General features: G+C 72.4%; 16 protein-coding genes. All 16 read right to left on the reverse strand.

Going from position 1 to position 19,577, the window contains the following annotated elements; genetic code table 11:
• Nucleotides 1–79 precede the first annotated feature (79 nt).
• The 16 genes from AABM36_RS08525 to ribD all read right to left on the reverse strand — a co-directional run bounded on the left by AABM36_RS08525 (nucleotide 80) and on the right by ribD (nucleotide 19,516).
• Nucleotides 80–1,543 carry a glutamate synthase subunit beta gene (locus AABM36_RS08525; RefSeq protein WP_121240763.1) on the reverse strand — a complete coding sequence of 488 codons (1,464 nt, stop codon included), beginning with the start codon at nucleotides 1,541–1,543 and terminating at the stop codon, nucleotides 80–82.
• Entirely contained in the window at nucleotides 1,536–6,230 is a 4,695-nt protein-coding gene (gene gltB, locus AABM36_RS08530; RefSeq protein WP_423445817.1) for a glutamate synthase large subunit, read from the reverse strand. Before gltB ends, AABM36_RS08525 begins: the two co-directional genes overlap by 8 nt.
• Nucleotides 6,231–6,579: 349 nt before the next feature.
• Nucleotides 6,580–7,455 (reverse strand): prolipoprotein diacylglyceryl transferase, encoded by an 876-nt coding sequence (gene lgt / locus AABM36_RS08535; protein ID WP_121240765.1) that lies wholly within the window; start codon nucleotides 7,453–7,455, stop codon nucleotides 6,580–6,582.
• Entirely contained in the window at nucleotides 7,455–8,330 is an 876-nt protein-coding gene (gene trpA, locus AABM36_RS08540) for a tryptophan synthase subunit alpha (protein WP_423445819.1), read from the reverse strand. The genes lgt and trpA overlap by 1 nt, the downstream gene beginning before the upstream one ends.
• Nucleotides 8,327–10,591: a bifunctional phosphoribosylanthranilate isomerase/tryptophan synthase subunit beta gene (locus AABM36_RS08545; RefSeq protein WP_423445821.1), complete on the reverse strand. Its 2,265-nt coding sequence runs from the start codon at nucleotides 10,589–10,591 to the stop codon at nucleotides 8,327–8,329. The genes trpA and AABM36_RS08545 overlap by 4 nt, the downstream gene beginning before the upstream one ends.
• 44 nt (nucleotides 10,592–10,635) lie before the next feature.
• Nucleotides 10,636–10,881, reverse strand: coding sequence for an HGxxPAAW family protein (locus tag AABM36_RS08550; RefSeq protein ID WP_121240769.1), 246 nt, complete (start codon nucleotides 10,879–10,881; stop codon nucleotides 10,636–10,638).
• A 125-nt stretch (nucleotides 10,882–11,006) separates the two neighbouring features.
• The gene (locus AABM36_RS08555; protein ID WP_121240771.1) at nucleotides 11,007–11,669 is read right to left on the reverse strand and encodes a Trp biosynthesis-associated membrane protein; all 663 of its coding nucleotides are present in this window, start codon (nucleotides 11,667–11,669) and stop codon (nucleotides 11,007–11,009) included.
• A 34-nt stretch (nucleotides 11,670–11,703) separates the two neighbouring features.
• Entirely contained in the window at nucleotides 11,704–13,254 is a 1,551-nt protein-coding gene (locus tag AABM36_RS08560) for an anthranilate synthase component I (RefSeq protein WP_121240773.1), read from the reverse strand.
• Nucleotides 13,254–13,646 (reverse strand): phosphoribosyl-AMP cyclohydrolase, encoded by a 393-nt coding sequence (gene hisI, locus AABM36_RS08565; RefSeq protein ID WP_121240775.1) that lies wholly within the window; start codon nucleotides 13,644–13,646, stop codon nucleotides 13,254–13,256. Before hisI ends, AABM36_RS08560 begins: the two co-directional genes overlap by 1 nt.
• Nucleotides 13,646–14,410 (reverse strand): imidazole glycerol phosphate synthase subunit HisF, encoded by a 765-nt coding sequence (hisF, locus tag AABM36_RS08570; protein ID WP_121240777.1) that lies wholly within the window; start codon nucleotides 14,408–14,410, stop codon nucleotides 13,646–13,648. Before hisF ends, hisI begins: the two co-directional genes overlap by 1 nt.
• A gap of 77 nt (nucleotides 14,411–14,487) precedes the next feature.
• The gene (gene hisG / locus AABM36_RS08575) at nucleotides 14,488–15,333 is read right to left on the reverse strand and encodes an ATP phosphoribosyltransferase (RefSeq protein WP_121240779.1); all 846 of its coding nucleotides are present in this window, start codon (nucleotides 15,331–15,333) and stop codon (nucleotides 14,488–14,490) included.
• 80 nt (nucleotides 15,334–15,413) lie between these two features.
• Nucleotides 15,414–15,677 (reverse strand): phosphoribosyl-ATP diphosphatase, encoded by a 264-nt coding sequence (locus tag AABM36_RS08580; protein ID WP_121240781.1) that lies wholly within the window; start codon nucleotides 15,675–15,677, stop codon nucleotides 15,414–15,416.
• Between the two features lie 99 nt (nucleotides 15,678–15,776).
• Nucleotides 15,777–16,256 carry a 6,7-dimethyl-8-ribityllumazine synthase gene (ribH, locus tag AABM36_RS08585; protein ID WP_121240783.1) on the reverse strand — a complete coding sequence of 160 codons (480 nt, stop codon included), beginning with the start codon at nucleotides 16,254–16,256 and terminating at the stop codon, nucleotides 15,777–15,779.
• Entirely contained in the window at nucleotides 16,253–16,879 is a 627-nt protein-coding gene (gene ribA, locus AABM36_RS08590; RefSeq protein WP_121241222.1) for a GTP cyclohydrolase II, read from the reverse strand. Before ribA ends, ribH begins: the two co-directional genes overlap by 4 nt.
• 98 nt (nucleotides 16,880–16,977) lie before the next feature.
• Nucleotides 16,978–18,270 carry a riboflavin synthase gene (locus AABM36_RS08595; protein WP_121240785.1) on the reverse strand — a complete coding sequence of 431 codons (1,293 nt, stop codon included), beginning with the start codon at nucleotides 18,268–18,270 and terminating at the stop codon, nucleotides 16,978–16,980.
• A gap of 229 nt (nucleotides 18,271–18,499) precedes the next feature.
• Nucleotides 18,500–19,516, reverse strand: coding sequence for a bifunctional diaminohydroxyphosphoribosylaminopyrimidine deaminase/5-amino-6-(5-phosphoribosylamino)uracil reductase RibD (gene ribD / locus AABM36_RS08600; RefSeq protein ID WP_121240787.1), 1,017 nt, complete (start codon nucleotides 19,514–19,516; stop codon nucleotides 18,500–18,502).
• Nucleotides 19,517–19,577: the final 61 nt, after the last annotated feature.

Below are 19,577 nucleotides of genomic sequence, written 5' to 3' on the forward strand. Positions count from 1 at the left end.
CTTACGGGGCGCCGCACACTGCGTCACACCCTCCGCACGGGCCCCGACGCCGCTGGGCCGGGGTCTGCCGCACCGTGCCTCACAGGCTCAGGTCGATCGCCCGCTCCGAGGGTGCCACGGGCTCCGGCAGCCGGGTCTGGCCCGTGAGGTGGCGCTCCACGTTCGCGGCGCACGCGCGGCCCTCCGCGATGGCCCAGACCACGAGCGACTGACCGCGCCCGGCGTCCCCGCACGAGAACACGCCGTCCACCGCGGTCATGTAGCTCTCGTCCCGTGCCACGTTGCCGCGGCCGTCCAGTGCCACGGGCAGCTGCTCCGTGAGCTGCTCCGACTCGTTGCCCGTGAACCCGAGGGCCAGGAGCACGAGGTCAGCGGGCAGCACCTTCTCGGTCCCGGTGCGGGGACCGCGGGAGCCGTCCTCGCGGTACTCGGTCTCGGCCACGCGCAGTCCGGTGACGTGACCGTCCTCCCCCACGAACTCCACGGTGGAGGCCAGGAAGGTGCGCTCCCCGCCCTCCTCGTGGGACGTGGAGACCTCGAAGACCTTGGGCATCATGGGCCAGGGCTCCTCGTCCGCCCGGTCCACCGGCGGCTTGCGGCCGATGGCCAGCGACGTCACGGACGCAGCACCCTGTCGCAGGGCGGTGCCGATGCAGTCGGACCCGGTGTCCCCGCCGCCGAGCACGATCACGTGCTTGCCGCGGGCGTCCACCAGGTCCGGGACCTCGTCCCCCGCCACGTGCTTGTTGGAGCGCACCAGGTAGTCCATCGCGGGGTGGATCCCGTGGAGGTCCCGCCCGGGGATCTCCAGCTCGCGGGGCAGGGTGGCACCCGTGGCCACCACCACGGCGTCGTAGCGCCGGCGCAGCACGTCCCACGTGATGTCCCGGCCGATCTCCACGCCGGCTCGGAAGCGCGTGCCCTCCTGGCGCATGACGTCCAGACGGCGTTCCAGCACAGACTTCTCGAGCTTGAAGTCGGGGATGCCGTAGCGCAGCAGCCCACCGATGCGGTCGTCGCGCTCGTACACCGCCACCGTGAAGCCCGCCTGCGTGAGCTGCTGGGCCGCCGCAAGACCCGCGGGCCCGGAGCCGACCACCGCGACGGTCCGGCCCACGAGTCGCTGCGGGATGCAGGGCTTGATCAGGCCGTCCTCGAACGCCTTCTCCCCGATCGCGTACTCCACCTGCTTGATGGTCACGGGATCCTGGTTGATGCCCAGCACGCACGAGGACTCGCACGGCGCGGGGCAGACCCGGCCGGTGAACTCGGGGAAGTTGTTGGTGGCGTGCATCCGCTCGGACGCCTCGCCCCACTGCTCCCGCCACACCAGGTCGTTCCACTCCGGGATCAGGTTGCCCAGCGGGCACCCCTGGTGGCAGAAGGGCACGCCGCAGTCCATGCAGCGCCCGGCCTGCTGGTGGAGCACGCCGGCCTCCTGGCGCTGCTGGACCTCCTTCCAGTCCATCAGGCGCACCGGGACGGGACGCTTGGGACGGTCCGCACGCTCGCGGACCGTCAGGAAACCACGGGGATCAGCCACGTCGGGTCGCCTCCAGGATCTTGTGCCAGGTGCCGTCGCCGTCCGGGTCCTCGCCCTCGGCCTCGGCCTCGTTGCGCAGTGCCAGCACCGCGGAGTAGTCCCGCGGCAGCACCTTGGTGAAGCGGGTCAGGCTGTGCTGGGGGTCCGCGAGCAGCGCGGCGGCGAACTCGGAGCCCGTCTCCTCGCCGTGGCGCTTGAGCAGCTCCAGCACCAGCTCGCGGTCGTTGCCGTCCAGGTGCCCGAGCTGCAGGTCGCCGTTGGCGTGTGCCTGCCGGTTCACGTCCGTCTCGTCCAGGTCCAGCACGTACGCCACTCCCCCGGACATGCCGGCGCCGAAGTTGCGTCCGGTCTCACCGAGCACGAGGGCGACGCCGCCGGTCATGTACTCGCAGCCGTGGTCCCCGATGCCCTCGACCACCGCGGTGGCGCCCGAGTTGCGGACCAGGAACCTCTCGCCCACCACGCCGTTGAAGAACATCTCACCGCTCGTGGCGCCGTAGCCGATCACGTTGCCCGCGATCACGTTCTCGTGGGCCGTGAAGGCCGCATCCCGCGGTGGCCGCACCACGATCCGCCCGCCGGAGAGTCCCTTGCCGGTGTAGTCGTTGGCGTCCCCCTCGAGACGCAGCGTGATGCCGCGCGGGATGAAGGCGCCGAGCGACTGGCCCGCCTGGCCCGTGAGGGTCACGTCGATCGTGTCGTCCGGCAGCTCGCGCGTGCCCAGGGCGTTCGTGACGGTGTAGCCGAGCATGGTGCCCACCGCACGGTCCGTGTTGACCACGCGTTCCTGGACCCGCACGGGCTCCGCGCGCTCGATGGCCGGGGCCGCGAGCGGGATGAGCCGGTTGTCGAAGTGCTTCTCCAGCTCGTGGTCCTGAGACGTGGTGCTGCGCAGTCCGTCCGTGACGCCCTCCGCGCGGAACGAGTCCAGCACGGGGCTCAGGTCCAGCCCCTTGGCCTTCCAGTGCTCGACGGCCTCCCGGGTGCGCAGCACCTCGGCGTGGCCCACGGCCTCCGCGATGCTGCGGAAGCCGAGCTCCGCGAGGTGCTCGCGCACCTCCTGGGCGATGAACTCGAAGAAGTTCACCACGTGCTCGGCCTTGCCGGTGAAGCGTGAACGCAGCTCGGGGTTCTGCGTGGCCACGCCCACGGGACACGTGTCCAGGTGGCACTTGCGCATCATGATGCAGCCCTCGACCACGAGCGGAGCGGTCGCGAAGCCGAACTCCTCCGCCCCGAGCAGCGCGGCCACGACCACGTCCCGCCCGGTCTTGAGCTGCCCGTCCGCCTGCACCACCACGCGCTCGCGCAGGCCGTTGAGCCGCAGCGTCTGCTGGGTCTCGGCGAGCCCCAGCTCCCACGGCATCCCGGCGTGCTTGAGCGAGTTCAGCGGCGCGGCACCGGTGCCGCCGTCGTGGCCGGAGACCAGCACGACGTCGGCCTTGGCCTTGGTCACGCCCGCCGCCACGGTGCCGATCCCCCGTTCCGAGACGAGCTTGACGTGCACGCGCGCCTTCGGATTGGAGCGCTTGAGGTCGTAGATGAGCTGCGCGAGGTCCTCGATCGAGTAGATGTCGTGGTGCGGCGGCGGAGAGATCAGGGACACCCCGGGGGTGGAGTGCCGGGTGCGGGCGATCCACGGGTAGACCTTCTGGGCCATGAGCTGGCCGCCCTCACCGGGCTTCGCACCCTGGGCCATCTTGATCTGCAGGTCGTCCGCGGACGCCAGGTAGAGGCTCGTGACACCGAAGCGTCCCGAGGCCACCTGCTTGATGGCGGAACGGCGCTCGGGGTCCACGAGCCGCTCCACGTCCTCGCCGCCCTCGCCCGTGTTGGACTTCCCGCCCAGCCGGTTCATGGCGATCGCGAGGGTCTCGTGCGCCTCCATGGAGATGGAGCCGTAGCTCATGGCCCCGGTGGAGAAGCGCTTGACGATCTCGCTGACCGGCTCGACCTCGTCGATGTCCACCGGCTCGCGGGTGGAGGCGAAGCTCATCAGCCCGCGCAGCGACGCGATCTCCCGGGCCTGGCTGTCCACCCGCTGCGTGTAGGACTTGAAGATGTCGTAGCGCCCCGTGCGCGTGGCGTGCTGCAGCCGGAACACCGTGTGGGGGTCGAAGAGGTGGCGGGGTCCCTCGCGGCGCCAGTCGTACTCGCCGCCGGTCGCGAGGTCCCGGTGGGGCTCGGTGACACCGTCCTCCGGGTACGCGAGCCGGTGCCGCGCCTCGGTCTCCGCGGCGATCACGTCCAGGCCCACGCCCTCGATCTGCGTGCGGGTTCCGGAGAAGTAGTCCGCCACGAGCTCGCTGGACAGCCCGAGCGCCTCGAAGGTCTGGGCGCCGCAGTAGGACTGCACGGTGGAGATGCCCATCTTGGACATGATCTTCTGCACGCCCTTGCCGAGCGCCGTGATGAGGTTCGACACGGCCTGCTCCTCGTTGACGCCGGTGACCTCACCGCGCCGCACGAGCTCCTCCGCGGACTCCATGGCCAGGTACGGGTTCACCGCGGAGGCGCCGTAGCCCAGCAGCAGCGCCACGTGGTGGACCTCGCGCACGTCACCGGACTCCACGATCAGCGCCACCCTGGTGCGGGTGGCCGAGCGCAGCAGGTGGTGGTGCACGGCCGAGGTCAGCAGCAGGGACGGGATGGGGGCCCACGCCCCGTTGGAGTCGCGGTCCGAGATGATCACGAACTGCACACCGCGGTTGACCGCGGCGGAGACCTTCTCGCAGATCTCCGCGATCCTGTCCCGCAGCGACCGCGCCCCGTCCACGGGCCGGTAGAGCCCGCGCACGCGCAGACTCAGCGACGCGCCGTCGTCGTCGTCCAGGTGGGCGAACTGGTCCAGCTGGTCGTTGTCGATGACCGGGAAGTCCAGGCGGATCTGCCGCGTGCGGGTCTGGGCGGTGGAGAGCATGTTGGCCATGGGCCCCACGGCGCCCGCCATGGAGGTCACGAGCTCCTCGCGGATGGCGTCCAGCGGGGGGTTGGTGACCTGCGCGAAGGACTGCACGAAGTAGTCGTAGAGCAGACGCGACCGGTTGGAGAGCACGGCCACGGGGGTGTCGGTGCCCATCGCGTAGATGGGCTCCGCACCCGTCGTGGCCATGGGGCCCACGATCATCTTGAGCTCTTCCTCGGTGTAGCCGAAGGTCTTCTGCCGCAGCCGCACGGAGTGGGCCGGGTGGCTCATGTGCTCACGCTCGGGAAGCTCGGAGACCGGCCGGACCGACTCTCGCACCCAGTCCTCCCAGGGCTTCGCGGCCGCGAGCTCGGCCTTGATCTCGGCGTCCTCCACGATCCGCCCCGCCCGGGTGTCCACGAGGAACATGGTGCCGGGAGCCACCCGGCCCTTGCGGACCACGCGACGGTCCCCCACATCCACCACGCCCACCTCGGACGCGAAGACCACGAGGCCGTCCTGGGTCTGCCAGAAGCGCCCCGGGCGCAGACCGTTGCGGTCCAGCACGGACCCCACGCGCACGCCGTCCGTGAACGACACGCACGCCGGGCCGTCCCACGGCTCCATGAGCGTGGAATGGTACTCGTAGAAGGCCTTGAGCCGGGGATCCATGCTCTCGTGGTTCTGCCAGGCCTCCGGGATCAGCATGAGCATGGTCTCGGTGACAGGTCGTCCCGCGAGCTGCAGCAGCTCGGCGACCTCGTCCAGGGACTGGGAGTCGGACGCGCCCTCGGAGCAGATCGGGTAGAGGTCCTCCGGCTGGCGGCCCAGCACCGCCCCGGACATCGAGGACTGCCGGGCGCGCATCCAGTTGCGGTTGCCCACCACGGTGTTGATCTCCCCGTTGTGCGCCAGGGTGCGCATGGGCTGTGCCAGGGGCCAGGACGGGAAGGTGTTGGTGGAGAACCGGGAGTGCACCACGGCCAGCTCGGTGGTGAAGCGGGGGTCGGAGAGGTCCGGGTAGAACGGCTCGAGCTGCGCCGTGCTCAGCATGCCCTTGTACACGAGCGTGCGGGAGGAGAAGGACGGGAAGTAGATCCCGAACTTGTTCTGGGCCCGTTTGCGCACGCGGAAGACCCGCTGGTCCAGCTCCAGCTGCGCCGCGTCCCGCTCCGACGACGCCGCACCGTCGGCGCACGCGGGCCCAGCGGCCTCCGCTGCGCGCGCGTCCGCGACGAAGACCTGCACGAACGTGGGCATCACCGCGCGGGCGGAGGCCCCCACGGCCTCTTCGACCACCGGGACGTCCCGCCAGCCCAGCACGGCGAGCTGCTCGCCGCGCGCAAGGTCCTCGAGGGCTTCCTTGAGCTCGGACAGGTGCGCCCCGCCCGTGGGCATGAACGCCGTGCCCACGGCGTAGGAACCACGCGGCGGCAGACGGAAGTCCACGCTGTGCCGCAGGAAGTCGTGCGGGATCTGCGTGAGGATCCCGGCGCCGTCGCCCGTGCCCTCGTCCCCGCCCACCGCGCCGCGGTGCTCGAGGTTGCGCAGCGCGGTCAGCGCGGCGTCGACGATGTCGTGGGAGGCCGTGCCGTTCAGGGTGGCGACCACGGCGAGGCCGCACGCGTCCTTCTCGTCCTCCGCGCGGTACAGCCCCTGGCCCTGGGGCACGGCGGAGAACCGCTCGAAGGGGGACACGACTTCCGGTCCGGTGCCGGTGGGCGCGTGGTCTGCGGGCTCGTGCTCGCGGGACGCCTCGTGGGGCGTGTGCTGCTGACTCATGACGGAGCTCCTCACCAAGGGGTGGGCTGGTCTGGTGCGTCGACGATGCCCGGGAACACTCGGTGGGTGCGCGGCGGGCGTCGTGGGATCCAGGTGACGCCTGTGTCCGCCCCGTTGCGGAAAGGATGCGGCTGCGTGGGAAGCCGTGGATCGGCACCGGCTGGAGCCCGGGATGGCGGTTCCCACGCGGTGCTCCGGTAACGTAGCACGTTGCTCAGGTCACAGCCGGGCCCGCCCCGCCGATTCCAGCATGTGGACACTGTCCGGATGCCGGACACGGCTCCGCCCCGGGTCACCGGATGGACGGTCCGGTGACCCGGGGCGGTGGCCGCGGCGGTGCGCGGTGCGCTCAGCCGGCGGTCGGAGCGGAACCCGGCAGCGTGGCGGACGGCGTGGTGGACCCACTCCGCCGGGCACGGCGCCCCAGGACGACGAACAGCACCAGACCGCCCAGCACGATCAGCAGGGAGGTCCACACGTGCACGCGCACCCCGAGCACCATGAGGGCGGGATCCACGCGCAGGAACATCTCGATGAACAGCCGCCCGACGCCGTAGTACACCATGTAGAGCGCGAAGACCCGGCCGTGGGTCTCGCGCATCCGGCGCTCGGCGAGGAGCAGGATCACCACACCCAGCAGGTCCCACAGGCTCTCGTAGAGGAACGTGGGGTGGAACAGCGTGTCCGGGGGCAGCCCCGGAGGGAAGTTCGGGGAGCTCGGGGAGATCTCCAGGCCCCACGGCAGCGTGGTGGGCTTGCCGAAGAGCTCCTGGTTGAACCAGTTGCCCCAGCGGCCGATGGCCTGGGCGAGCAGCAGTCCCGGGGCCACGCAGTCCGCGAAGATGTGCAGCGGCAGACCGTAGCGGCGGCACACCAGCCACGCGGCACCGGCTCCCGCGGTGACCGCACCCATGATGCCGATCCCGCCCTCCCAGATCCGGAAGACGTCCCACGGGTCCGCTCCCGGGCCGAAGTAGCCCTTGGGGTCGGTGATGAGCACGTGGTAGGCGCGGGCGCCCACGATGCCGGCGAGCACCGCCCAGAAGACGATGTCCCACAGCACGTCCGGGTCCTGCCCGCGCCGGGTCCAGCGCCGCATGGTCAGCCACACGGCCAGCGCCATGCCCAGCAGGATGCACAGCGCGTAGAAGTGGATGGTGAGGAAGCCGATGTGGATGCTGCTGATCTCCGGCGAGGGGATGGACGCCGGGACCGCGAGGCCCATCACGCTCGTCCCGCGAGCTCGGCGGCCAGTCGTCCCACGGCGTCGGGACCGCCGTCCCGCAGCGCCCGCACGAGCGCCGTGCCCACGATGACGCCGTCCGCGTACCCGCCGATCTCCAGCACGTGCTCGCGGGTGGAGACTCCCAGGCCCACGCACACCCGCTCCGCGCCGGCCGCACGGGCACGCGCCACCACGTCCTCCGCGGCGGAGGACACGCTGTCCCGCGCACCCGTCACGCCCATCACGGACACCGCGTACACGAAGCCCGACGACGCGTGCACGGTCATGTCCATGCGCTCGCGCGTGGTGGACGGGGCCACCAGGAAGATCCGGTCCAGCCCGTGCTCCTCGGACGCCGCGAACCACTCACCGGCCTCGTCCGGGATCAGGTCCGGGGTGATGATCCCCGCTCCCCCGGCCTCGCTCAGCCGGCGGGCGAACTCGTCCACGCCAGTCTGCAGCACGGGGTTCCAGTAGGTCATGACCACCGGAACGGCGTCCGTCTGCTCGGCCACGGCGCGCACCACGGTGAACACGTCCGAGACACGGAAACCGTTGGCCAGGGACTCGGTGGTGGCGGCCTGGATCACGGGCCCGTCCATCACGGGGTCCGAGTAGGGGATCCCGATCTCGATGACGTCCGCGCCGTTGCGCCCGAGGGCCACGGCCGCCTCGACGGACTCCGCCACCGTGGGGTACCCCGCGGGGAGGTAGCCCACGAGGGCGGGTCGGCCCTGCTCCCGGCACTGCTCGATCCTGCGGGACAGGGGTGAGTCCCCCGCCCGGGACAGGTTCTGCGGCACGATCCGCCCGGTCAGGCTCCCGGCGGTGCTCTCGGAGTTCTCGGAGTTCTCGGGGGGTGCGGTGGTGCTCACAGCTGCTCGCCTTTCTGCGCGACGCGTTCCTCGTGGCTGTCGTCCGGGAGCATGTCGAACCACTCCGCGGCCGTGGCCACGTCCTTGTCGCCGCGCCCGGAGAGGGACACCACGATGATCTTCCGGGCGGCGGCCTCGGGCCCGAGCTCCGCGACCCACCGGGAGGCGACCTCACGGGCACCCGCCAGCGCGTGGCAGGACTCGACCGCGGGGATGATCCCCTCGGTGCGGCACAGCAGCCGGAACGCGTCCATGGCCTGCTGGTCCGTGACGGCCTCGTACGCCACCCGGCCGATCGAGTGCAAGTAGGAGTGCTCCGGGCCCACGGCCGGGTAGTCCAGGCCCGCGGAGATGGAGTGGGACTCCACGGTCTGGCCGTCCGTGTCCTGCATCAGGAAGGTCTTCGCCCCGTGCAGCACACCCGGGCGGCCCAGGGAGATGGTCGCGGCGTGGCGGCCGGTGGACACGCCGTCGCCCCCGGCCTCGTTGCCGTAGAGCTGCACGGAGGCGTCGTCCAGGAAGCCGTGGAAGATCCCGATCGCGTTGGAGCCGCCGCCCACGCACGCGGTCACGGCGTCCGGAAGGCGCCCGGCCTGCTCGAGGATCTGCGCCCGCGCCTCCTCCCCGATCTGCTCGTGGAAGTAGCGCACCATGGCCGGGAACGGGTGCGGACCGGCGGCAGTGCCGAGCAGGTAGTGGGTGGTGTCCACGGAGGCCACCCAGTCCCGCAGGGCCTCGTTGATGGCGTCCTTGAGGGTGCGTGAGCCGTTGGTCACGGCCACCACCTCGGCGCCCAGCAGTCGCATGCGCGCGACGTTCAGCGCCTGGCGCCGGGTGTCCTCCTCCCCCATGTACACCGTGCACTCCATGCCGAACAGTGCGGCGGCGGTCGCGGTGGCCACGCCGTGCTGGCCCGCGCCCGTCTCCGCGATCAGGCGGGTCTTGCCCATGCGGCGGGCCAGCAGCGCCTGCCCGAGGACGTTGTTGATCTTGTGGGATCCGGTGTGGTTGAGGTCCTCGCGCTTGAGGAACACCCGCACACCCAGCTCGGCGCCGAAGCGCTCGGCCTCGGTGAGCAGGGAGGGGCGGCCCGCGTAGTCCCGGCACAGCCGCTGGAACTCGGCCTGGAACTCGTCGTCCGCGCGGGCCTTCTCGAACGTCTCCGTGAGCTCGTCGAGGGCCGCCACGAGGGACTCCGGCATCCAGCGCCCGCCGAAGTCCCCGAAGTAGGGGCCCGGCGCGTGGCGCAGGGAACCGGTGTCCTCGGCGGGGTCGGTGTCGGCGGCGGCCTGCGAGGCGGCGTGCTCCGCCTGGGCCGCGGGAGGTGTGGCGCCGTCCAGGAACTCGCCCCGTGCCAGGGCACCCACCTCGCGGAACCGTGAGATCCGCTGGGAGGGATCCTCGGCCGTCACGAGTGCCTCCCCCGTGAGCACGGCGTTGGCCCCGTGCCCGGCGTACAGCCGCACCTGGTCCTCGCCCACGATTCCCGACTCGGCCACGAGCACGGCCTCCCGGGGCAGCCGGCGCGCCAGGCGGCCGAACGTGTCCACGTCCACCTCGAGGGTCTTGAGGTCCCGGGTGTTGACGCCGATGATGCGGGCCCCGGCGGCGACCGCGCGGTCGATCTCCGCCTCCGTGTGCGTCTCCACGAGGGCGTGCATGCCCAGGTGGTGCGTGAGCTCGAGCAGCCTGGCCAGGGTGTCGTCGTCCAGCGCGGCCACGATGAGCAGCACGATGTCCGCCCCGTGGGCCCGGGCCTCCCACACCTGGTAGTCCTCCACCACGAAGTCCTTGCGCAGCACCGGGATCCCCACCGCGCGGCGCACGGCATCCAGGTCCTGCAACGAGCCTCCGAAGCGGCGCTGCTCGGTCAGCACCGAGATCGCGGAGGCGCCGCCGCGCTCGTAGGCGGCCGCGAGGGCTGCCGGGTCCGAGATCTCGGCGAGTGCCCCCTTGGACGGGCTGGAGCGCTTGACCTCGGCGACGACCTGCACGGCGGCGGGGTCCGAGCCCCGCAGCGCCGCCTCGGCGTCCAGCGCCGGCGTCTGTTCGGCCGCCGCCCGCTGCACCTCGTGAAGGCTCACCGCGGACCTGCGCGTCTCGAGGTCCTCCCGCACCCCCTCGATGATCCGGTCCAGCACCGTGCCGGTGTGCTGCTGCGTCATGAGACTCCCTTGACTGTCGGCGAGCGGGGGCGGCGCCGCCCACCCGCCACGCTGATGACGATGGCCAGCTCCCCGTGTCCAGGAGCCGGCCATCATCCGGTGACGTCCAACCTGACCGTGCCCGCGAGCGGGCGCGGCGGTCAGTGCGCGGTGGTCTTCGCCCCGCCCTTGCCGTAGCCCATGGCCTTGAGCACGCCGCCCACGACGAGACCCACGACGATGAACCCGATGCCCACCACGGTCACGGCCACGGAGGCGTTGATGAACCCGACGCAGCCGACGATGACGCCCACGGTCATCACGGCCACGCAGGCCCACGCGGCCACGGTGTTGCCGTGCCCCACCGCGGCGGTGTGGTCCAGGATGATCTGATCGGTGTTCGACATGCGTGTCCACTCTCCCGTGACGGTTGAGCCCGAGGCTCTGGTTGTGCCGTACTCGCGTGCGGTGCGAGGCCGAGTCTTCTCCGTGCCCATTGTGCCACTACCCGGGCCCGGTCAGCGGCAGCGTCTCACGTGTTCCGCGTGGGATCCTCGCCGCGGGTCAGGGCGTCCCACGTGTCGATGTCGTCCGCGTGGTCGGCCGCCTGGGTCTCACCGGGCGTCGACGACGACGAGCCCACCGCGCTCGTCGATCCCTCGGCCACCACGTCATGCTCGGTCTGCCGCGGACCGGCGGTACTCGTGAGCGGCGCGCGGTCGAAGCGCTGGGTGGCCCGGCGGCGCACCCTCTGGGCCACGAGCACGAGCCAGATCCCGCACAGCCCCAGCAGGACCGCCGCCGCCACGCCGGCCCACGGCCATGCGGTCATGGTGTACTCGCCGCCGCCGCTGATCACGCCGGTCTGGGCGCCCACGGTGGGCTGGGCCGCCGCTCGCGGGTCCGCCGTGACGGCGAGCACCGCGGCCACCGCGCCCGCACCGGCGAGGACCACGACGACGCCCACGACCGTCCGCAGGATCCGCCCTCCCAGCGCGGAGGCCACCGCGGCCACGGCGGCCACGAGACCCAGGGCCGTGACGGCCGGAGCGGCGTCGGCACCCGTGACGTCCACCGTGACCGGCTGCAGGGACGTGGTGACGGCGGCGTGGATCCAGGCCTGGGTGGTGGTGCCGAACAGCGCGAGCGCGCACAGCAGCGTGCTCAGGACGGCGGGGGCGGTGCGACGCAGCAAGGTCGGCTCCTCTGGGGGTGCGGTGCGGGTGCGCTCAGGGTGCGAGCGGTCGCAGGGACTGGGCGATCAGGGCGGCGCGCAGCGGGGCGGTGGCCTTGTTGAGCGACTCCTGGGCCTCGGACTCGGGGTCGGAGTCCGCCACGATACCCCCGCCGGCCTGCACGTAGGCCCGGCCCTCGAGCAGCAGCGCGGTGCGGATGGCAATGGCCATGTCCATGTTCCCGGCGAAGTCCATGTAGCCCACCACCCCGCCGTAGACCGCGCGGCGCAGGGGCTCGTACTCGTCGAGCAGCTGCAGCGCCCGGGGCTTGGGGGCTCCGGAGAGCGTTCCCGCGGGGAAGGTGGCGGCCAGGACGTCGTAGGCCGTCACGTCCTCCCGCATCCGCGCCACCACGGTGGAGCACAGGTGCATGACGTGGCTGAAGCGCTCGATCTCCATGAACTCGCTGACGTCCACGCTGCCGGGCTCGGCCACCCTGGAGAGGTCGTTGCGCGCGAGGTCCACGAGCATGAGGTGCTCCGCGCGCTCCTTCTCGTCCGCGAGCAGGTCCTCCCCGAGCGCGAGGTCCTCGTCCACGGTGGCCCCCCGCGGGCGCGATCCCGCGATCGGGTGGGTCACGGCCTGGCGCCCCGTGACCGTGACGAGGGCCTCCGGCGAGGACCCCACGATCGAGTAGGGCCTGCCGTGCGCGTCCTCGAACGAGTAGAGGTACATGTACGGGCTCGGGTTGATCCGGCGCAGGGTGCGGTACACGTCCAGCGAGTCGGCGCCGCACTCCGTCTCGAAGCGGCGCGAGACCACCACCTGGAAGATCTCGCCGTCCACGATGGCCTGCTTGCCGCGGTCGATCGCGGACATGAACAGCTCCCGGTCCCAGGACTGCTCCACCGCGGCCTCGAGGTCCACGGGGCCGGGCGGCGCCACGGACACCGTGGTGCGCTCCAGGGGGGTGGCCAGGCGGCGCAGCATCGACTTCAGGCGCGCCACGGCGTCGTGGTAGGCCGCGTCCACGTTCTCGTCCGTGCCGTTGACGTTCACGGCGTTGGCCACCAGCAGGACCGTGCCGTCCTTGCTGTCGTGCACGGCCATGTCGGAGACCAGGTTCATGGCCAGCTCGGGGACGTGGAGGTCGTCCTCGGGCGGGTGCGGCAGCTTCTCCCAGCGCCGCACGGCCTCCCAGCCCACGAACCCGACCATGCCGCTCGTGAGCGGGGGAACGCCCTCGAACGGCTCGGTGTGCAGCAGCTCCATGGTCGCGCGCAGCGCCTCGAGCGGGTCACCGTCCGTGGGTGCGCCGGACGGCGCGTCCCCGATCCAGTGGGTCCGACCGTCCCGGGCGGTGAGCGTGGCCACGGATCCGGCGCCCACGAACGAGTAGCGCGACCACACGCCGCCCTCGGCCGCGGACTCCAGCAGGAACGTGCCCGGGCGGGCGGCGCCGTCGCGCGTGACGAGCGCCCGGTAGAGGCCCACGGGGGTCAGGGCGTCCGCGAGCACGGACATCCGCACGGGGACCACGCGGCGCGAGGCCGCGAACTCGCGGAACTCCTCGAGGGTGGGGGTGATGGTGCCGAGCTCCTGCACTACTGGACCGCCTGTTCCGCGTTCAGGTTCCGCCCGTCGAAGCACGTGCGGGTACCGGTGTGACATGCCGCGCCGGTCTGGTCGACCTTCACGAGCAGAGCGTCGCCGTCGCAGTCCAGGTGCACCGAGTGCACCCGCTGGACGTGGCCGGAGGTGTCCCCCTTGCGCCAGAACTCCTGGCGCGAACGGGACCAGAACGTCACCCGGCCCTCGGTCAGGGTCCGGCGCAGGGCCTCGTCGTCCATCCAGCCGAGCATGAGCACCTCGCCGGTGTCGTGCTGCTGCACCACGGCGGCCACGAGACCCGCGGTGTCGCGTTTCAGGCGGGCCGCGATCGCCGGGTCCAGGGCGGGGCGGTCGTGCTCCGCGCGGGGAGTGTCCGTGCCGACCATCAGCGCACCTCGTGGCCCGCGGCGCGCAGGGCGTTCTTGACGTCCTCGATCGCGTGGTCCGGTCCGAAGTGGAACACCGAGGCGGCGAGCACCGCGTTCGCGCCGGCCGCGACGGCCGGCGGGAAGTGCTCGGGGGCACCCGCGCCACCCGAGGCGATCAGCGGGACGCCCACCACGGCGCGCACGGCGGCGATCATCTCCAGGTCGAAACCCTCCCGCGTGCCGTCCGCGTCCATCGAGTTGAGCAGGATCTCCCCCACACCGCGCCGCTCGGCCTCCCGCGCCCAGTCCAGGGCGTCGATCCCGGTGAGGGTGCGGCCACCGCGCGTGGTGACCTCGAAACCGGAGGCGGTGCTGCCGGTGCGGCGGGCGTCCAGCGAGAGCACGAGCACCTGGTTGCCGAAGCGCCGGGTGATCTCGTCGATGACCTCCGGTCGTGTCACCGCCGCCGTGTTGATCGACACCTTGTCCGCGCCGCATCGCAGCAGCCGGTCCACGTCCTCCGGGGTCCGCACGCCGCCGCCCACCGTGAGGGGGATGAACATCTTCTCCGCGGTGCGCGCCACCACGTCGTACATGGTGTCCCGCTCGCCCGAGGACGCCGTGACGTCCAGGAACGTGAGCTCGTCCGCGCCCGCGAGGTCGTAGCGGGCCGCCAGCTCCACGGGATCACCGGCGTCCCGCAGGTTCTCGAAGTTCACACCCTTGACCACGCGCCCGGCATCCACGTCCAAGCAGGGGATCACCCGTACTGCCACACCCATCTGCGCCGCCCTTCGTCGTTCGTTCGTGCTGCCGCACCGTGCCCGCCTCCGCCGCACAAATCGCGGCGGGGCGCGCGTCAGATCCGCGCCGCCTGGATCGGGGAGACCAGGATGGCCCGGGCCCCCACCTCGTAGAGCGCGTCCATGACCTTGTTGGTGTCCGCCTTGCGGACCATCGAGCGCACCGCGACCGCGCCGTCCCGGCCCAGCGGGGAGATGGTGGGGCCCTCCATGCCGGGGGTGATCTCCACCGCCGCGGGCAGCAGCTCCTCGCGGATGTCGTAGTCCATCATCACGTACTGCCGTGCCACGAGCACGCCCTGCAGACGACGCCGCAGCACGCTCAGCCCCTCGGGCTCCGGTTCGTCCCCGCGCCGGATGAGCAGCGCCTCGGAGGTCATGATCGGCTCCTCGAAGATCTCGAGTCCCGCGGCCCGCAGGGTGTTGCCGGTCTCCACGACGTCCGCGATCGCGTCCGCGACACCCAGCCGGATGGCGGACTCCACGGCGCCGTCCAGGCGCACCACCTCGGCATCGACGCCCCGCTCGGCGAGGTAGTGCTCGAGCAGCAGCTGGTAGCTCGTGGCGATCCGCTTGCCCTGCAGGTCCTGCACCGAGGTGAACTGCCCCAGCGGTCCGGCCAGGCGGAAGGTGGAGCGGGCGAAGTCCAGGCACAGCTCCTCGGCGGCCTCGGCTCCGGAGTCCAGGAGCAGGTCACGGCCCGTGATCCCGAGGTCCAGGGTGCCCCCGCCCACGTAGATGGCGATGTCACGGGGGCGCAGGTAGAAGAACTCCACCCCGTTGTCGTTGTCCACGAGCACGAGCTCGCGGCTGCTGCGCCGCTGCCGGTAGCCGGCCTCCGTGAGCATGGTGGTGGCGGACTCGGACAGCCCGCCCTTGTTGGGCACGGCGACTCTCAGCATGGGATTCCTTCCCGCGAAAGCGGACTGGGACGGTGGGGACCCGCGAGCGCGGCGGTGTGCTCACGCCGCGCGGTGCGGGCTCAGAGGTGCTTGTAGACGTCCTCGAGGGTCATGCCCTTGGCGATCATCATGACCTGGAGGTGGTAGAGCAGCTGCGAGATCTCCTCGGCGGCCTCCTCGTGGGTCTCGTGCTCGCACGCCATCCAGACCTCGGCGGCCTCCTCCACGATCTTCTTGCCGATGCCGTGCACGCCGGAGTCCAGCTCCGCGACGGTCTTGGAGCCCTCGGGGCGCTGGGCCGCCTTGGTGCTGAGTTCGGTGAAGAGGGCGTCGAAGGTTTTCACCGTTCCAGGGTAATGCGTGCGTGCTGCTCCCCCGAACGCGGGCCCCGGCCCCACGGTGGGGCTCACCGCGCGGGGCCGGGGTCGCGGTCCTCGGCGGGGTCAGCTCCCGTGCGCGGCCAGGGTGAGCGCGGTGCTCAGGGCAGCGTGGGCGGCCTCGTAGCCCTTGTCCTCCTGGGAGCCGTCGAGCCCGGCGCGGTCCAGGCCCTGCTGCTCGGTGTCGCACGTGAGCAGCCCGAACCCCACGGGGGTCCCGGTGCGCACGGAGACCTCGGTGAGTCCGGAGGTGGCCGCGTGGCACACGTAGTCGAAGTGCGGGGTTCCACCGCGGATCACGACGCCGAGCGCGACCACCGCGTCCACGTCACCGGCCAGACGGCTCGCGGCGACGGGCAGCTCGAAGCTTCCGGGCACGCGGACCTCCAGCACCTGCCCGGTGCGGGCGTCCGCGAGCGCGCGCCGGGCGCCGCGGAGCAACCCGTCCATGATGGTGGTGTGCCAGCTGGCGGCCACCACGGCCACGCGCAGGCCGGTGGCGTCGAGGGTTGTGGCATCGGTGGTGGGTGCTCCGTGTCCGCTCATGAGTTCTCTCCTGGTGCGAGGTGGGTGAGGTGGTGGTGCATGCGGTCGCGCTTGGTGCGCAGGTAGTCAACGTTCTCTGTCCGGGCAGGCACCTGGTGGGCCACCGCGTCCACCACGGTGATCCCGAGGGCCTCGAGCTTGCTGACCTTGTCCGGGTTGTTGGTGAGCAGGCGGATCGAGGTGAGGTTCATGGCGGTGAGGATCCGCGCCGCCGCCGTGTAGTCCCGCGCCTCGGCGGGCAGCCCGAGCATCGTGTTCGCGTCCACGGTGTCCGCGCCGGCGTCCTGGAGCTTGTACGCCCGCAGCTTGTTGACCAGGCCGATGCCGCGGCCCTCGTGGTTGCGCAGGTACAGCACGGTGCCGCCGTGGGCGTGGATCCGCTCCAGCGCCAGGTGCAGCTGGGGTCCGCAGTCGCAGCGCCAGGACCCGAGGACGTCCCCGGTGAGGCACTCCGAGTGCAGCCGCACGAGCGGGGGCAGCGACTCCTGGCCCGGCGGCGGGGGCGCCGTCAGCGACACGTGCTCGGTGGCGGGGACGCCGGGGCCCTCGGGCACCCGCCACCCGATCACCGAGAAGGACCCGTGGTCCGTGGGGATCGTGACCGGTTCCGAGTGCTCCAGCACGGGGCCGGGCGCCGGAGCCGTGGCGGGGCGGTGCCCGTCCACGGGGCAGTGCTCGTCCGGGTGTCCGTGCTGTTGTGCCGTGCGGTGCTCTGCGGCGCTCACGCGGTGAGTCCCCGTGCCGCACCGTCCTCGCGCGCGGCGAGCGCCTCGGCGTCGTCCAGGTGGTGCACGAGGTCCGCAATGCTGATCATCAGGAGGCCGTGCTCGTCCGCGAAGCGGCGCAGGTCGGGCGCGCGGCGGGGCTGGCCGGCGTCGTCGACGACCTCCGCGATGGCACCCACGGGCTCGCACCCGGCCAGGCGGGCGAGCTCGACGGCCGCCTCCGTGTGCCCCGGGCGCTGCCGCACACCGCCGGGGACGGCCCGCAGCGGGAGGATGTGCCCGGGGCGGGTGAGATCCGGCGCGGCGGTGCCGGGCAGGGCGAGCAGGCGGGTGGTCAGGGCCCGGTCCCGGGCGCTGATGCCGGTGGTGATGCCCACGCGGGCGTCGCACGTGACGGTGTAGGCCGTGCCCTTGCTGTCTTCGTTGTGCGCCGTCATGGGTGGCAGTCCCAGGGCGTCGGCCCGCTCCCCCGGCATGGGCACGCACACCACGCCCGAGCTGTGGCGCACCGTGAAGCCCATGAGCGGCTGGGTGGCGTGCTGCGCGGCGAAGACGAGGTCGCCCTCGTTCTCCCGGTCCTCGTCATCCACGACCACCACGGCCGCACCCGAGGCGATCGCGGCGACCGCGTCCGGCACGGGGTCGAGGCGCACCTCGTCCGTCGCGGGCTCGGCGGCGCACGCGGCCAACCGCTCGGCGTACTTGGCGAGCACGTCCACCTCCAGGTTGACCGGATCACCCGGCGCGCGCGTGCCGAGGGTGGTCACCCGCAGGGTCTCGGGGATCACGCCCACCTCGAACCACGCCTCGTCCTCCTCGGGGCGGCTCACGGCGGTGACGGTGAGGGAGACCCCGTCCACCGCGATCGAGCCCTTCACGGCGATGTACCGCGCGAGCTCCCTGGGCACGGCCACGCGCACGGTGTCCCAGCCGCTGTGCGGGGTGCGGGACACGACCCGGCCCACGCCGTCCACGTGACCCTGGACCACGTGCCCGTCCAGGCGCCGGCCGGCCGCCGTGCAGCGTTCCACGTTCACGGTGTCGCCGTCCCGCAGCTCGCCGAGGGTGGTCAGGCGCAGGGTCTCCCCCATGACGTCCGCAGTGAAGTCCGTGCCGTCCGACCCGTCAACGGGCACGGCTGTGAGGCACACACCGTTCACGGCGAGTGACCCGCCGCGGTGCAGGTCCGTCACGAGCGGACCCGCCGTGAGGTGGAGCCGCGCGGCGTCCTGTGCCGTGTGCTCCACACGCTGCACGGTGGCCTGGGCTTCGACGATTCCTGTGAACACGAGAACTCTCCTGTGGCGGTGATGATCCGCGCAGCGGTGCGCGGTCGTTCGAGATTTTCCGGTGGGGGCGCTGCCGCCGTGGCACAGGGCCACGGTCCGGCCGACATGGTGCCGGGGGCCCGAGCGTCACGAGCTCCCCGCGCGTCGTCGGCCCGAGCTGTCGGCGCGGCCGGTCAGCACCGGATCCTCAGCGCGAGGTCGTCAGCACTGGGCCGTCAGCGCGGCGCCGTCATGACGGGGCCGGGCGCAGGTGCCACCGCAGGTTCTCACCCACGGCGCCCACCGGCCCGTCCGGCACCCCCACGGGATCACCGCGCCACGACGACGCCGCCGCGAGCGTCCCGATGCCCAGTCCGGCCACCGAGGACGCACCCTCCCCCAGCAGCAGAGGTGCCTGGTAGAGCCACAGCTCGTCCACGAGGTCCGCCGCGAGGAAAGCCGCCGCCACGGTGGGGCCGCCCTCCACCAGGACGTGGGCAGCGCCCCGGTCCCGCAGGCGGGTCAGCGCCTCGCGGGGGTCGTGGGTGTCGAGGTGGACGAAGCGGCCGTCGGCCCCGCGGATCCGGGCCGCCTCCGGCACCGGTCGGGTGGACATCACCGCGCGCAGGGGCTGCCTGGTGGAGAGTTCTCCTGCGGCGGTGCGCGCCGTGAGGGAGGGGTCGTCACTGCGCAGTGTCCCCCCACCCACGAGGACCGCGTCCACGCGGGTGCGCAGGTGGTGGCCCTCCGCGCGGGCCGGCGCACCAGTGATCCACTGGCTCGTGCCGTCAGCGGCGGCCACGCGGCCGTCGATGCTCTGGGCGATCTTCAGGCTCACGAACGGGCGACGCTGCTGCTGGGCGCGGAACCAGCGCTCGTTCAGCTCCTGCGCCTCGGCCGCGAGCAGCCCCTCCCGGACATCGACGCCGTGCTCCCGCAACCACGCGGCACCGCCGCGCGCCGCGTCCGTGGTGTCCGCCACGGCGTGCACCACCCGGCCGATCCCGGCTCGCAGGATGGCCTCCGTGCACGGTCCGGTGCGGCCCGTGTGGTGGCACGGTTCGAGCGTCACGAGCAGGGTGGCGTTCCCCAGCGGGGTCCCCGCCTCCCGCGCGGCGTCCAGGACGGCGACCTCGGCGTGGGCGGTCCCGGCGCCCCGATGGTGCCCCACGTGCAGGACCTCGCCCTCAGCGGACAACAGCGCGGCGCCCACCACCGGGTTGGCGCCCCGCACCCCGCGCGCGGCGGCGTCCAGGGCCAGCCGCATCGCAAACGTCTCCGCCGCGGTGAATCCCCGTTCCGGGCATCGACCGGCCGCGGGGTCCGAC

The sequence above is a fragment of the Kocuria sp. KSNUG genome, assembly GCF_049532735.1.
Taxonomy (GTDB): domain Bacteria; phylum Actinomycetota; class Actinomycetes; order Actinomycetales; family Micrococcaceae; genus Kocuria; species Kocuria rhizophila.

What these genes read in the sequence shown, in the direction of transcription:
- gltB (WP_423445817.1), bottom strand. Translation starts at nt 6,230, where the DNA reads ATGAGTCAGCAGCACACGCCCCACGAGGCGTCCCGCGAGCACGAGCCC.
- lgt (WP_121240765.1), bottom strand. Translation starts at nt 7,455, where the DNA reads ATGGGCCTCGCGGTCCCGGCGTCCATCCCCTCGCCGGAGATCAGCAGC.
- AABM36_RS08545 (WP_423445821.1), bottom strand. Translation starts at nt 10,591, where the DNA reads ATGATGGCCGGCTCCTGGACACGGGGAGCTGGCCATCGTCATCAGCGT.
- AABM36_RS08550 (WP_121240769.1), bottom strand. Translation starts at nt 10,881, where the DNA reads ATGTCGAACACCGATCAGATCATCCTGGACCACACCGCCGCGGTGGGG.
- hisI (WP_121240775.1), bottom strand. Translation starts at nt 13,646, where the DNA reads ATGGTCGGCACGGACACTCCCCGCGCGGAGCACGACCGCCCCGCCCTG.
- hisF (WP_121240777.1), bottom strand. Translation starts at nt 14,410, where the DNA reads ATGGGTGTGGCAGTACGGGTGATCCCCTGCTTGGACGTGGATGCCGGG.
- hisG (WP_121240779.1), bottom strand. Translation starts at nt 15,333, where the DNA reads ATGCTGAGAGTCGCCGTGCCCAACAAGGGCGGGCTGTCCGAGTCCGCC.
- ribH (WP_121240783.1), bottom strand. Translation starts at nt 16,256, where the DNA reads ATGAGCGGACACGGAGCACCCACCACCGATGCCACAACCCTCGACGCC.
- ribD (WP_121240787.1), bottom strand. Translation starts at nt 19,516, where the DNA reads ATGCGGCTGGCCCTGGACGCCGCCGCGCGCGGGGTGCGGGGCGCCAAC.